Here is a 13,880-nt window from a genome sequence, read left to right as displayed (position 1 = left end):
CCCCTCATCGCCAAGTCGGTGAAAATGCAATGTGTGCCAGCCTTTGCCGGCGCCCTCGCTTATCCAATTCAACAAGACAAAACGTTCTTCGCGCAGTGACTTCAACTTCTTCCAAGCCCCACGATCTCCAGGCCCTCGACAACCTCACCGGCGGCGCTTTCACGGCGTCCACCTCTGGCGAGAGAGCGGGCCGCATCCGTGACTGGCTCGCGGGCAATCCCTCGACCGAGCAAATGCAGGAGGTGTTTAAGGAGCTGAGCGGCCGCGACAAGGGCGCCGCCCGTCTGCTGCGCGAAAAGCTCGACGAACTCAAACGTGCCAAGGGCCAGGAAGCCATCGGCGCCGAATGGGCGCAAAAGGCCCAGGCGCTGTTGGCGCAGCCCAAACTCAACATTGCCGACGCACTGGCCTGGCAACGCGACGCGGCCAAGGCCGGTGCGCCGTTGTCGCGCGAACCGCTCGCGAGCTTCAAGAGTCAATTGACCGAGCGCGTGAAAGGCATTGAAGACTTGCAGCATCGCGCGCAGGTGCACCGTGAAGCGGCCGTGCTGCTGGCGCAGCGTTTCGAAGTGCTGTCGACCAAGTCATGGCACGACGCGCAAGCGGCCGAAGAGGGTCTCCGCGGCGATGTCGTTCACTGGAAAGAGCAGGCCGACGCGATTGCCGCCGACGGCAACTGGAACAGCCTCGACGCGCGTTTCGCGCCTCAGCTCGATGCGTCAAAGGCGCAGTTGCTCGTCGTCTCGGATGCTTTCCATGGTGCGCTGACGCAGGCACAGGCTGCTGCCGCTGACGCTGCAGCGCCGTTGCCGCCAGTTCCGGTGTGGGCGGACGAATTGCGCGCCGCGCGCGGCGAGGCTGTCGCGCCGAAGGCTGCGCAGGCCAAGCCCGCAGCGCCGAAGGTCGATCCCTCCGTGCGTGCCGCAGCGCAAGAAGCCGTTCAGGCTGCGCTGCTCAAGCTCGAACAGGAAACTGCAGAAGGACATGGCAAAGCCAGCGCCGGCGCCGCCGCCGCCTTGCGCGCCGTGCTGAAGCAACACGGCAAACAGGTCGAACCCGAACTGGAAGCACGCGTCCACACGGCCCTGGTGGCTGCCGGCGAACTCGAAGGCTGGCAGCGCTGGAGCGCCGACAAGGTCCGCGAAGATTTGGTCGCTCGGGCTGAAGGTTTGCTGAAGCGCCCTGAAGGCCAGGCCCTGGGTGGCCGCAAGATGCAGGAAACGCTGCGCATGTTGCGCGATCAGTGGAAGCAGGCCGACCAAGGCGGCGTGCCGAACCACGCGCTTTGGAAGCGCTTCGACGAAGCCTGCAACGAAGCGCACAAGGTCGTCGAGGCCTGGCTCGACAAGGTGCGTGCGGACGCGGCCGAACATCGCGCGCAACGCATCGCGTTGATCGATGAGGTCAAGGGCTGGGCCGAGGCGCACGCCGACGCATCGGACCTCAAGGCGCACAACCGCGCGCTGCACCAGTTCGCCGATCAGTGGCGCGATGCCGGCCATATCGGTGAGAAGGTGTTTGCCGAACTGCAACCGCTCTGGAACGCAGCGTTCGACGCGGCGCGTGCACCGTTCGAGTCGGCTCAAAAAGAGAGTGTCGATCGGCGTCAAGCCATGATTGCCGAAGCCACCGAACTCGGCGGACAGCCGATGTTGCGCATCGACGCGGTCAAGGCGCTGCAGCAGCGCTGGCAGGCCGAAGCGCAAACCGTACCGCTTGATCGTCGTCATGAACAAAAGCTGTGGGACGCCTTCCGCGCGCCCATCGACGACGCGTTCAACCGCAAGACGGCAGAGCGCGAAAAGGCGTCTTCGGCGATGAGCGAGCACGACCGCTACGTGCTGGATGCGTCGAAGGCGCTCGATGCTGCCAACGCCGCTGGCGACGTGCAAAAAATTCGCTCTGCGATCGCCCGGCTCGAAGGAGCGATACGCGGTGAAGCGCCGCCGCCGGCTCCGGCACCGGCACCTGTTGCACCAGCGGCTGCAGCAACTCACGCGGCGCCGACCGAAGGACCCGATGGGCCCGATGTCGGTGCGACCGAACAGGTGGGTGTCGAACAGGCTGCGATGGAGTTCGGAGAGAGCACGCAGCTCAGCACACCACCGGCCGACGCTGCGCTCGAAGGCGGCCGCGAAGTTGCTGCCGAGGCGCAAAGTGAAGTGCCGGAGGTTGCGACTGCGCCTGCTGGCCCGCGCGACCTGATCGCACCCGCCGACAGTTCGGACGCCTCCTCGCGCGCCGACAACGAAGTGCGTGCGGAAGAAGTTGCGGAGGAATCAGCAGCGGTCGAGCCAGTCGAGCCCGCCGCACCGCCCAAGCCTGCCCCCAAGCCCGTGGTGGCAGCACGTCGCGGCGACGATCGCCCCGGCAGCAAGCGAGGCGATGTCGCGCCTGCTCCGCGTGGCGGTGGCAAGTTCGGCGACCGCCGCGACTCACGTGGCCCCGGCGGCCCCGGTGGTTCGAACGATCGTGGACCGCGCTCCGGCGATGCCCGTGGCGGCGATCGCTTCGGCGACCGCGCCCCTCGCTTTGAAGACCGTGGTCCGCGTCTCGGCGATGCCGCATTCCGCGCGCAACGCGAGGCGCTAGAACGCGCCGACATGGCGCTGCGCAAACTTGCAGCACAAGCGCACGGCGAGGCGTTGTCGCAAGTGATGGGCGCATGGGAAAAACGCGACGCGTCGCAGCTGCCCTCGGTGCAGGAACTGGGTCGGGCTGTGTCGCCAGCGGTGCGAACTGCCTGGTCGCAGTCGTTGGCTGGCGCGCCTGCAGCCAAGGCAGATGAAGCGTCCGAGGCTTTGCTGCGTCTCGAGATGGCGGCGGAGGTTCCGACGCCAGCCGATCAGCTCGATGCACGTCGTGCTCTGCAACTCAAGTTGCTCACCAAGCGCGGCGACCCTGCACCGGCGCAAACCTGGGGTCTGGACGCAAGCAAGGTGCTCGCGATGCCGCACGATGCTGCAGCGGCCCGTCGTCTGCAGAACGCGCTGAAGGCGCTGCTGCGCAAGTAACGGTCAGCCGAGGTCAGGCCCGATCGGCCTGACCGGCCTTACCAGCGAGGAAGAATTCATCGAATAGTGCGAGCAACGTCGGAAACTCTTCGGCGAAGCGAACTCTGTTCACGAAGTACGCCTCGCACGCGACCGCGAAGAACTCGCTGATCGACTCGGCACCGTACGCGTCGAGCCACGGCGGCGCGCCTCCGAATCGCTCGGCGACGATGGTCTGTTCGCGAAAGACTTCATAAGCCGACTGAAGCGCGCGGAGCCATGCGCGTTGCGCCTCCCGCGCGTTAGCTGTCCCGGCAAAGCCCGCAGGCAGTGGCGGACAGCCGTCTGCAACGCCGCTGCGCATATCGATCTTGTGTGCGAACTCGTGAATGACGACGTTGTAGCCGGTGTCGCTGGTGATGCTGCTGGCGAGCACGTCTTGCCAACTGAGCATCACCGGGCCGCGGTCCATGGCTTCCCCTGCGACCACTTCTTCGTATTCGTGAACCACGCCGGCCATGTCGGTGGTCGTGCGCCGCGCAACCACTTCAGACGGGTGCACCACAACGCCGACGAAGTCGTCGTACCAGGTCAGTCCGCCTTTCAGGTGCAGCAACGGCAAGACGGCCTGAGCGGCAATGGCAAGCACGACTTCGTCGGTGATCGCAAAGCCGTGCGCACCGTGAAATTCCTTCTCGCTCAGGAAGCCAGCAGTGAGCGTGCGCAAGCTGTCTCGCTCGGCGTCGGAAAGGTCGTTCAAGAATGGATAGCGCGCCAGCGTGCCCTGCCAAGCAGCGTCGGGAATAGAGGGAAGAGCGCGAAGACGGCGCAACCAGCGAAACATCAGAGGTCAACGCAGATCAGCGCAGATCAACGCGCTGAGCGCCTGCGATCGACAGGCAGAGCACTTGCGCGCGAGGCGGGTGCGCTGAGGCATCCCAGTCGCTCAACACGATACGACGCAGGCCATCGCCAAGATCGTGCTCTGCCGGCCGATGGGTGTGACCATGCACCAGCGTGCGGGCATGAGCCTGCCGCAGCCAGTCGCGTGCGGCAGTGGCATCGACATCGGCCCACACCACGTCAGGTCCACGCTTGTGGTCTTCGCTCTGCGCGCGCATCGATCTCGCCAGCGCGCGGCGTTCAGCCAGCGGTTTGGCCAGCACTGCGCTTTGCCATTCCGGCTTCCGTACCTGTGCGCGATAAGCAAGATAGTCGGTGTCGTCGAGGCACAGCAAATCGCCGTGGCTCAACAGCCAGCGTTCGTCGTGGAGCACCAGCACAGTGGGATCTTCGAGCAAGATGAAGTTCGCCTGTGCTGCCAGCCCGGCACCGACCAGAAAGTCGCGGTTGCCATGCATGAAATACACCGGCAAGCGCTCGGCGGTAAGGCGCAACAGTTCGGCGCACTCTGACTCGAAACCGGGCTGCGTCGCTGCATCGTCGCCGACCCAGACTTCGAACAGGTCGCCGAGGATGAACAATGCGTCAGCCGACGTGGTCTGCAGGTACCCGCGCCACACTTCGAGCGTTGCGGCATCTCCAGCCTGCAGGTGCAGGTCGGAGATGAGGTCGACGGTCCGCCATGCGACGGGCGCGATGATTTCGGGGAACGTCGACGAGCGGCTCAATGGGTTCATGCGATCGTTGCCCAACGCATCGTGCCGCTTGCTCCGACTGGTCTGTCCGTCCGCTTATTCCGCAGTGATGACAGCCTTTTCAAGTACGACGTCTTCGAGCGGCACGTCGTCATGAAAGCCCTTGCGGCCAGTCTTCACGGCCTTCATCTTGTCGACGACTTCCTTGCCGGCGACGACCTTGCCGAAAACAGCGTAGCCCCAGCCTTGCGCCGACGGTGCCGTGTGGTTTAAGAAGGCGTTGTCGGACACGTTGATGAAGAATTGCGCCGTGGCCGAATGCGGCGCGCTGGTGCGTGCCATCGCGACGGTGTAGTTGTCGTTCTTCAGGCCGTTGTTGGCTTCATTCTCGATCTCGGCGCCGCTGGGCTTCTGGGTCATGCCGGGCTCGAAGCCGCCGCCCTGCACCATGAAGCCGGGGATCACGCGGTGGAAGACCGTGTTGTCGTAGTGACCCTTTTTTGCGTAAGCGAGAAAGTTGTCGACCGACTTCGGCGCCTTGGCGCGGTCGAGTTCGAGCGTGACGATGCCGTAGTTCTTGATGTGCAGTTCGACTTGGGGGTTGCTCATGATGGCTCCTTCAAAAAAGTTGGGTCACGCCGGTCACTTGACGATGCTGGCCGACTGGATGGTGATGGTATCGAGTGGCACGTTCTCCATGCCGCCCTTGGTGCCGGTGCGTGCGGCGCGAATCTTGTCGACGACTTCAGTGCCGGCAACGACCTTGCCGAACACGGTGTAGCCATGGCCGTCCGGGTTGGGAGCGTTCAGCATCGCGTTGTCCTTGACGTTGATGAAAAATTGCGATGTGGCCGAGTCAGGGTTACCGGTGCGCGCCATCGCGATGGTGTACTTGTCGTTCTTCAGGCCGTTGGCGGCCTCCAGCGCGATCGGTGCGCGCGTCGGCTTTTGCTGCATGTTCGCAGTGAAGCCGCCTCCCTGGACCATGAAGCCGTCGATGACACGATGGAACACCGTGCCGTCGTAATGTTTTTCTTTGACGTATTGCAGAAAGTTGTCGACGGTCTTCGGTGCCTTGGCTTGATCGAGCTCGACGACGATGTCGCCGGCCGACGTGGCGAGCTTGACGCGTGGTGCGGATTGCGCCCATGCCGCGCTTGAAAAGGTGATCGAGCCGGCTAGCGACGCTGCAAGCAAGAGAGCAGTGCGGCGCGAAAGGGCACCTGCTGTGCGTGTGTTTATAACCATGATCTGTCCGGTGAAAAGATGAATCGGGAAGCGTGCATCCGGCCGTGGCCAGTGCACCTGCGAACAGAAAAGTCTACTTTGCGCGCACCGGCTTCTTGACGGTCACAGGCGCCGCTGGCAATTGAGCCGGGTCTGCGCTCGTGGTGGCCGGCCCGAACAGTTCGCGAACCGTCTTCAGCTTAGACGTCACGCTCGGATTGGTCGACGCGAACTGCTGCGCGCGCACGTACTGCTGAATTGCGAGACGGGCATATACGTCGCCGAGGTTTTCGTAGGCCGTCGCATAGCCCGGATTCAGCTTGATCGCCATTTCGAGGGCGGCACGTGCCTTGTCGAACTGGCTTTGCGATGCATAGAGCGCAGCCAAATTGTTGTACGGCTCGGGCAGTTCCGGGAAGTCCTGCGTGAGACTGGTGAAGGCGGCCGTGGCTTCGGCTTGCTTGCCCTGTTCGGTCAGGATCACGCCGCGCAAAAAGCGCATCTGCGGATCGCGCGGTTTGCCGGCGATGTAAGCGTCGGCCTTGGTCAGTGCTTCAGGTGCCTTGCCTTGCCGGAGCAACTGGTTGACGTCGCCGTAGTCGTCGGCGTGTGCTGCGCCGACCGTCAGGCACAGCAGCATGGCAACGAAAGGTGCAGAAAGAAGACGGAAGATGGGGGGGATGGCGTTGGAGGGGGAGAGCGCGAAGTGCTTCATGAAGCCTCGGGAGGTAGGGGGGTCGAGCGCCTTGCAGCATGCTCGAAAAACACCCGAAAAATATGCGGCGGCGGCCGTTTATACTGAGAACGATTGTAGCCGAGGGGTCGTTTCCAGCCGCCGGTGCAACCCCACCTTCGCCCCTGAAAATTACCCTTGCGCACCCGCTCCGGCCGGCCGTAAGTCCGATGCTTTCCGAGTCTCCATGAGCCTGCGCATTTACAACACGCTATCGCGTCAGCTGGAAGAATTTTCGCCGCTGCAGCCGGGCCATGTCCGCATGTACGTTTGCGGCATGACGGTGTACGACCTGTGCCATATCGGCCACGCGCGGATGATGATGGCCTTCGACGTGGTGCAACGCTGGCTGCGTGCGAGCGACTACGCCGTGACCTACGTGCGCAACATCACCGACATCGACGACAAGATCATCGCGCGCGCGCTGGCGCGGGGCATCACCATCCGGGCGCTGACCGAAGAGACCGTAGTGGCTATGCACCAGGATATCGGCGCCCTCGGGATCGAACCTCCGACGATCGAGCCGCGCGCGACGGACTATGTTCCGCAGATGCTCGACATCATCCGCACGCTGGAAGACAAGGGGCTGGCTTACCGCTCGGCCGATGGCGATGTGAATTACGCAGTGCGCAAGTTTCCCGGCTACGGCAAGCTCTCGGGCAAGTCACTCGACGAATTGCATGCCGGTGAACGCGTTGCAGTGCTCGACGGCAAGGACGATCCTCTCGACTTCGTGCTCTGGAAAGCCGCCAAGCCGGCCGAGCCCGACGACGCTAAATGGGATAGCGTGTTCGGCGTGGGCCGGCCCGGTTGGCACATCGAGTGCTCGGCCATGAGCTGCGCCACGCTGGGCGAGACCTTCGACATCCACGGAGGCGGCGTGGACCTGCAGTTTCCGCACCACGAGAACGAGATCGCGCAGAGCGAAGGCGCGCATGGCAAACCGCTGGCGCGTTTCTGGGTGCACAACGGCTTCGTGCGTGTTGACAACGAGAAGATGTCCAAGAGCCTGGGCAATTTCTTCACCATCCGCGAAGTGCTGGAAAAATACGACGCCGAAACATTGCGCTTTTTCCTTGTGCGCACGCATTACCGTAGCGACCTCAACTACAGCGACGTGCATCTGGACGATGCACGCAATTCCCTCAAGCGCCTTTACACCGCGCTTGATCTGGTCCCGCCTGCGGACGCTGCCATCGACTGGAACCAGCCGCACGCCGCGCGCTTCAAGGCTGCGATGGACGAAGACTTCGGCACGCCGGAGGCAGTTGCTGTGCTGTTCGACCTTGCGGGCGAAGTGAACCGTACCAAGTCGTCTGAGGTCGCGGGCCTGCTGCGCGCATTGGCCGGCACGATCGGGTTGCTGCAGGGCGAGCCCAAGGTTTTTCTCCAAGCTGGGTATCAGCAAGCTGGCGGTTCGCTCGACGCTGCGGCCATTCAGGTGCTGATCGCCCAACGTACTGCGGCCAAGGACGCGAAGAACTTTTCCGAAGCTGACCGCATTCGAAAAGACTTGCTTTTGCAAGGGATCGCGCTGAAAGACTCCCCCACCGGCACGACTTGGGCCGCAGCTCAATAGAACGCAAAGAAGAAGCAACCCGAGCGCCCATGCCTTCGCCCAAGAAACCACCGCCTGTCGAGATTTTTACGCCCGATTACTGGGAAGAAGCCTGTAAGCATCTCGCCAGGAAAGACCGCGTGATGAAGCGGCTTATTCCTCGCTTCGGCGATGCGTGTCTGGAATCACGTGGCGATGCTTTCACGACGCTCGCGCGCAGCATTGTCGGCCAGCAGATCGCGGTTCCGGCTGCCCAGGCGGTATGGGACAAATTCGCTGCGCTGCCGCGCAAGATAACCCCCGCGAATGTTCTCAAGCTCAAGGTCGACGACATGCGCGGCGCCGGTCTGTCGGCCCGCAAGGTCGAATACCTGGTCGACCTCGCAATCCACTTCGATGCCGGCGCAGTGCATGTGGACGCCTGGAACGCGATGGCGGACGAACTCATCATCGAAGAGCTGGTCGCGATCCGTGGCATCGGCCGCTGGACGGCCGAGATGTTCCTGATCTTTCATCTGATGCGGCCCAACGTGCTGCCGCTGGACGACCTGGGCCTGCTCAACGGCATCAGCGTCAACTACTTTTCGGGTGACCCGGTCAGTCGCAGCGACGCGCGCGAGGTGGCGGTTGCCTGGGCGCCGTATTGCAGCGTCGCGACTTGGTATATTTGGCGCTCGCTCGACCCGGTACCGGTCGCCTATTGAATAACAGGAGAAGACGTTGGCGAAACGAACTTTTCTCGACTTCGAACAGCCCATTGCGGAGCTCGAAGGCAAGATCGAAGAGCTGCGGTATGTCCAGACCGAATCTGCGGTGGACATTTCTGAAGAGATCGATCAGCTGGGCAAAAAAAGCCAGCAACTCACCAAAGACATCTACAGCGACCTGACGCCCTGGCAAATTACCAAGATTGCCCGGCACCCTGAGCGCCCCTACACACTCGACTACGTCAGGGAAATCTTTACCGACTTCGTCGAACTGCACGGCGATCGGCATTTTTCCGACGACTTGTCGATCGTAGGCGGCTTGGCCCGCTTCAACGGCACGCCGTGCATGGTGCTGGGCCATCAAAAAGGTCGCGACACCAAGGAGCGCACCGCGCGCAACTTCGGCATGAGCAAGCCCGAGGGCTATCGCAAGGCATTGCGGCTATTGAAAACCGCCGAGAAATTCAAGTTGCCGGTGTTTACTTTCGTAGACACGCCGGGCGCTTACCCCGGCATCGATGCGGAAGAACGCGGCCAGTCAGAAGCGATCGGCCGCAACATCTTCGAGATGGCGCAGCTCGAGGTGCCGATCATCGTCACGATCATTGGCGAGGGTGGCTCCGGCGGCGCGCTGGCGATCTCGGTGGGCGACCAGCTCGTGATGCTTCAGTATTCGATTTACTCGGTCATCAGCCCTGAGGGCTGCGCCTCCATTCTCTGGAAGACGAGCGACAAGGCGAAGGAAGCGGCGGATGCACTGGGCATCACGGCGCATCGTCTGAAAGCCCTCGGGCTGGTCGACAAAATCGTGAACGAACCGGTCGGCGGCGCGCATCGGGATCACCGCCAAATGGCAGCTTTCCTCAAGCGTGCACTCAATGACGCCTTCCGTCAGGTGAGCGACTTGAAGGTCAGGGAACTGCTCGATCGTCGTTACGACCGACTGCAAAGCTACGGCCGTTTCTCGGACACCAAAGCCGACATCAAGTAGGGCGTGCAGCGTGTCGAGGTGACTGCTTCCGGACAGGCCTTCGAGCAGGCTATAGCCGCATTCGAGCCGGCGCTGCCGCTGGCGATCGGCTACAGCGGCGGGGCCGATTCGACGGCGCTTCTGGCGGCGTGCGCTGCGCGTTGGCCCGGGAAAGTCCACGCGTTTCATGTGCATCACGGCCTGCAAGCTGCAGCAGACGATTTTGAGCGGCACTGCGCCGACGTTTGCGCGCAGTTGGCCGTGCCGTTTATCAGCCGCCGCGTCGATGCACGCCATGCTGCGGGAGACAGCCCCGAAGCGACCGCACGCGATGCGCGCTATGCCTCTTTTCAGGATATGGCCGGTGCGCACACAGAGCGCCCGTTGGTCCGGTCGATCGCCATCGGCCACCACGCCGATGACCAGGTCGAGACACTGTTGCTGGCGTTGTCGCGCGGTGCTGGCTTGCCGGGCTTGGCCGCCATGCCGGCCATCGCAGTGCGTCGAGGCTTGACCATCCATCGCCCGTTGCTTGGCGTCTCGGCCGCAGACATCCGCGCCTGGCTGGCAATGCGCGGTTTGCCCTGGATCGACGACCCGACCAACAACGACGCGCGCTACACCCGCAATCGGATTCGCGCTGTTCTTTTGCCGGCGCTGGTGCAGACATTTCCGCAATTTCGGTCGACCTTTGCGCGCAGTGCCGCGCACGCTGCCGAGGCGCAAGAGCTCCTGAAAGAACTGGGCGCGCAAGACCTTTTCCTGGTCGGCACTCCGCCGCGCATCCCGGCACTGCAAGCGCTCTCGCGCGCGCGCCAGGGGAATGTGTTGCGCCACTGGTTGCGAGAGTCGCACGCGCGCGCGCCGAGTGCGTCGCAGCTCGACCAACTGCTCGACCAGATTGCCGCCTGCACCACGCGTGGCCATCGCATCCACATCAAGGTCGCCGACGGCTTTGCCGAGCGGCAGGGTGAGCACCTGCATTGGTACAATTCCGCGCCCTTGCCGAAGGCCTAGCGCCCGGTTTCTTTCTCTTCCCAATTCACCCATGGCATTGATCGTTCACAAATACGGCGGCACGTCGATGGGCTCCACCGAGCGCATCCGCAACGTCGCCAAGCGCGTCGCCAAATGGGCGCGCGCCGGCCACCAGATGGTCGTTGTCCCCAGCGCCATGAGCGGCGAAACCAACCGCCTGCTCGGTCTCGCCAAGGAGCTGGCATCTCAGCAGACCGGCAGCCGCGGCCACGACCGGGAACTCGACATGCTTGCCTCGACCGGCGAGCAGGCTTCGTCGGCACTGCTGGCCATCGCGCTGCAGGCCGAGGGCATGGAAGCGGTGAGCTATGCCGGCTGGCAGGTTTCGGTGCGCACCGACAGCGCCTACACCAAGGCGCGCATAGAGAGCATCGACGACGAGCGCGTGCGCGCCGACCTCGATGCCGGCCGCGTCGTCGTCATCACCGGCTTTCAGGGTGTCGACGACGCCGGCAACATCACAACGCTGGGACGCGGCGGCAGCGACACATCGGCGGTCGCCATTGCCGCGGCCATGAAGGCGCACGAGTGCCTGATCTACACCGACGTCGACGGCGTTTACACGACCGACCCGCGCGTGGAGCCGGACGCTCGCCGCCTGAAGACGGTGAGCTTTGAAGAGATGCTTGAAATGGCGAGCCTCGGCTCAAAAGTGCTGCAGATTCGGTCGGTCGAATTTGCCGGCAAGTACAAGGTGCCGCTGCGAGTGCTTTCGAGCTTTACGCCGTGGGACATCGACATCGTTGAAGAGGCCAAGTCCGGCACGCTGATCACTTTCGAGGAAGACGAAAAAATGGAACAAGCCGTCGTATCCGGCATCGCGTTCAACCGTGACGAGGCCAAGATTTCCGTGCTCGGCGTGCCCGACAAGCCGGGCATCGCGTATCACATCCTCGGTGCCATCGCCGATGCCAACATCGAAGTCGACGTCATCATCCAGAACCTGAGCAAGGACGGAAAGACGGACTTCAGCTTCACGGTGCACCGCAACGAGTTCGCTAAGGCGATGGACCTGCTGAAGGCCAAGGTGCTGCCCACGCTCGGCGCGGCCGAGATCGTCGGCGACACCAAGATCTGCAAGGTCAGCATCGTCGGAATTGGCATGCGCAGCCACGTGGGCGTGGCCAGCAAGATGTTCCGCGTGCTGAGCGAAGAGGGCATCAACATCCAGATGATCTCGACCAGCGAGATCAAGACTTCCGTCGTGATCGACGAAAAATACATGGAGCTTGCTGTGCGCGCACTGCACAAGGCCTTCGATCTGGATCACCCACCTACTTGAAAAGCGATGGAAGCTGGCATAATCGCGGCTTCTTTCAGGAACTGTGACCGAGTGGCCGAAGGTGCTCCCCTGCTAAGGGAGTATGGGGTGTAGAGCCTCATCGAGGGTTCGAATCCCTCCGGTTCCGCCAAATAGCTAGCAAAACGCGCCTTCCGGGCGCGTTTTGCTTTTATACACCCCTTGATAACCCCCTCTAAAACTGTTCACTCCTAACGTAGCGTCGCCGACAAACAATCGGAGATGAGGGTGGACAGAGCGAAGCAAATCCGAGTCGGATGCCCGCGTGGGTAACGAATACAACGAACAGGGCGACTTCGATTGGAAGTATGTAGTCATGCTTCTCGTTGCTATCGCGGGCGTCGGTATTTCAGTGTGGTTGTGGCAGGTCGACCTCTCGTCACAATCGCTTACGGTACGCCTGGTCTCTTCCATTCCCCTTCTGCAGCAAGAAAAAAGCGGAGCACTACTCGACCTTGAATTGCGGCTGGACGGCGTCAAGATCGACGCTCCATACCTCTCAACGGTTGAAATTAGCAACGACGGATCAAAGCCGATTGCTTCTTCAGATTTTGAGTCGCCTTTAGCGCTAGGTGTCGGCGCTGACACCCAGATCATTCGGGCCAAAGTAGGCACGAGCACTCTTCGCGATCTCCCCGCTATCGTTGCTGCAGATAAGAACGCAGTGAAGCTTCAACCGCTGTCTGCGATTAAGAACTAAGACGATGCTGGACAAGCCAGCAATTTCGACGGCGCTCTCGCCATTGGCGCTTCATTCGACTGCCGAGCCCAGTGAATCGCACCGATGTGAAGCGAATCAACGCGAACACATTGTTCTACCGTGCGATTGCCCACAGAGGATCATTTCGTTGACTTGCGCCCTTCGTTGTAGCCGATCGGTCAGGGTGCCGGGCTTGCCTGAACGATCATGGCATTGCGCAAGTTGCTCAAGCCGCGGCGCGCGCACGTCTTGACTGTGCCGATCGGCATTCCGGTGCACGATGCGACCTCGCTGTGAGTCATGTCGCTTAGAAAAGCAAGTCTGAGCACGTCGCGCTGCGTGGCCTTGAGTTGACCGACATGACGGCACAATGATTCGCACAGTCTTTTGGCGTCCAGCGCGCTTCCAGGATCTGGTTGATCAGACGGCAACGTTTCTTCATCACGCTCTTCAAAGGAAAACGTCAGACTTTCTCTGCTGGTCACCAGCCGACGCAGGCTCTCGATTGCTCGGCTACGCGTGATCACCGTCATCCACGCCATCGCGACGCCACGCTCGGCAACGAAGTCCGGAGCCAGTCTCCAAATCGTGACATAAGCCTCCTGAAGAACGTCCTCTGCAATCTCCTTTCTGCGAACAACTTTGAGCGCGCAATAGTAGAGAGAAATGCGCGAAAGATCGTAGAGGTCGCGAAAGGCTTGCGAGTCTCCCGCCGCGATCTGATGAACAAGGTTTTTGAGACGTGTGTCTCCGTCTGCTGAAGCGTTGCCGAGTGTGCGCGATGATTTCATGTACGCACAAGTTCCCAGAAATCAAAGCCGTTGGTGGTAAGACAAAAGCTTGCGTTGTCGTGCGGTGGAAAACTAACGCGCGGGGCCAACGGTGTGCCCGTCGCATTCAATAGGGCTTGGTAGGGCATCCCTCACAGCGCCTGGGCGCCCTGGAGCACACGTGCGCGTCGAGTTGAGGCATGTAGTGGTCCTTCCAACACACTTCAAAGGTTTGCAATGTCAAAGTTCTCAACGATTCTCATCTCCGCCTGTTTAGCTCTCGGCT

13 protein-coding genes and 1 tRNA gene are annotated in these 13,880 nt (G+C 62.0%); 8 read left to right on the top strand and 6 right to left on the bottom strand.

Annotated elements, in window-relative coordinates; all coding sequences use genetic code 11:
* The first annotated feature begins 95 nt into the window (after positions 1–95).
* Complete coding sequence (locus H7F36_RS19710) at positions 96–3,014, top strand: DUF349 domain-containing protein (protein ID WP_261802410.1); 2,919 nt, start codon at positions 96–98, stop codon at positions 3,012–3,014.
* Positions 3,015–3,027: 13 nt separating this feature from the next.
* On the opposite strand, the gene H7F36_RS19705 is transcribed toward H7F36_RS19710, so the two are convergent.
* The 5 genes from H7F36_RS19705 to H7F36_RS19685 form a co-directional block, all read right to left on the bottom strand.
* The gene (locus H7F36_RS19705; protein ID WP_187052362.1) at positions 3,028–3,837 is read right to left on the bottom strand and encodes a zinc-dependent peptidase; all 810 of its coding nucleotides are present in this window, start codon (positions 3,835–3,837) and stop codon (positions 3,028–3,030) included.
* Between the two features lie 16 nt (positions 3,838–3,853).
* Positions 3,854–4,633 (bottom strand): UDP-2,3-diacylglucosamine diphosphatase, encoded by a 780-nt coding sequence (locus tag H7F36_RS19700; protein ID WP_187052361.1) that lies wholly within the window; start codon positions 4,631–4,633, stop codon positions 3,854–3,856.
* Between the two features lie 54 nt (positions 4,634–4,687).
* Positions 4,688–5,200: a peptidylprolyl isomerase gene (locus tag H7F36_RS19695; RefSeq protein ID WP_187052360.1), complete on the bottom strand. Its 513-nt coding sequence runs from the start codon at positions 5,198–5,200 to the stop codon at positions 4,688–4,690.
* A gap of 33 nt (positions 5,201–5,233) precedes the next feature.
* Complete coding sequence (locus tag H7F36_RS19690) at positions 5,234–5,839, bottom strand: peptidylprolyl isomerase (protein ID WP_187052359.1); 606 nt, start codon at positions 5,837–5,839, stop codon at positions 5,234–5,236.
* A gap of 73 nt (positions 5,840–5,912) precedes the next feature.
* Positions 5,913–6,533, bottom strand: coding sequence for a tetratricopeptide repeat protein (locus H7F36_RS19685; protein WP_410003049.1), 621 nt, complete (start codon positions 6,531–6,533; stop codon positions 5,913–5,915).
* Positions 6,534–6,738: 205 nt separating this feature from the next.
* Between H7F36_RS19685 and cysS the strand changes: the two genes are divergently transcribed.
* From cysS to H7F36_RS19650, 7 genes are all read left to right on the top strand, one after another.
* Positions 6,739–8,130 carry a cysteine--tRNA ligase gene (cysS, locus tag H7F36_RS19680; protein WP_187055107.1) on the top strand — a complete coding sequence of 464 codons (1,392 nt, stop codon included), beginning with the start codon at positions 6,739–6,741 and terminating at the stop codon, positions 8,128–8,130.
* 29 nt (positions 8,131–8,159) lie between these two features.
* A complete protein-coding gene (locus tag H7F36_RS19675; RefSeq protein ID WP_187052358.1) occupies positions 8,160–8,813 on the top strand; it encodes a DNA-3-methyladenine glycosylase family protein in 654 nt (217 codons plus the stop codon).
* A gap of 16 nt (positions 8,814–8,829) precedes the next feature.
* The gene (locus H7F36_RS19670; protein ID WP_187052357.1) at positions 8,830–9,807 is read left to right on the top strand and encodes an acetyl-CoA carboxylase carboxyltransferase subunit alpha; all 978 of its coding nucleotides are present in this window, start codon (positions 8,830–8,832) and stop codon (positions 9,805–9,807) included.
* A gap of 18 nt (positions 9,808–9,825) precedes the next feature.
* On the top strand, positions 9,826–10,803 hold the full coding sequence (gene tilS / locus H7F36_RS19665; RefSeq protein ID WP_187052356.1) for a tRNA lysidine(34) synthetase TilS: 978 nt from the start codon (positions 9,826–9,828) through the stop codon (positions 10,801–10,803).
* Positions 10,804–10,834: 31 nt separating this feature from the next.
* Positions 10,835–12,106: an aspartate kinase gene (locus H7F36_RS19660; protein ID WP_187052355.1), complete on the top strand. Its 1,272-nt coding sequence runs from the start codon at positions 10,835–10,837 to the stop codon at positions 12,104–12,106.
* 37 nt (positions 12,107–12,143) lie between these two features.
* Positions 12,144–12,236: transfer RNA gene (locus H7F36_RS19655), tRNA-Ser, on the top strand.
* 153 nt (positions 12,237–12,389) lie between these two features.
* Positions 12,390–12,824, top strand: a complete 435-nt coding sequence (locus H7F36_RS19650) for a hypothetical protein (protein WP_187052354.1) — start codon at positions 12,390–12,392, stop codon at positions 12,822–12,824.
* Between the two features lie 179 nt (positions 12,825–13,003).
* On the opposite strand, the gene H7F36_RS19645 is transcribed toward H7F36_RS19650, so the two are convergent.
* Positions 13,004–13,615, bottom strand: coding sequence for an RNA polymerase sigma factor (locus H7F36_RS19645; RefSeq protein WP_187052353.1), 612 nt, complete (start codon positions 13,613–13,615; stop codon positions 13,004–13,006).
* Positions 13,616–13,880 lie beyond the last annotated feature (265 nt).

Origin of the sequence: Variovorax sp. PAMC28562 (assembly GCF_014303735.1) — a bacterium.
Classification (GTDB): domain Bacteria; phylum Pseudomonadota; class Gammaproteobacteria; order Burkholderiales; family Burkholderiaceae_C; genus Variovorax.
This window is presented reverse-complemented; position numbering and strand designations above follow the sequence as displayed.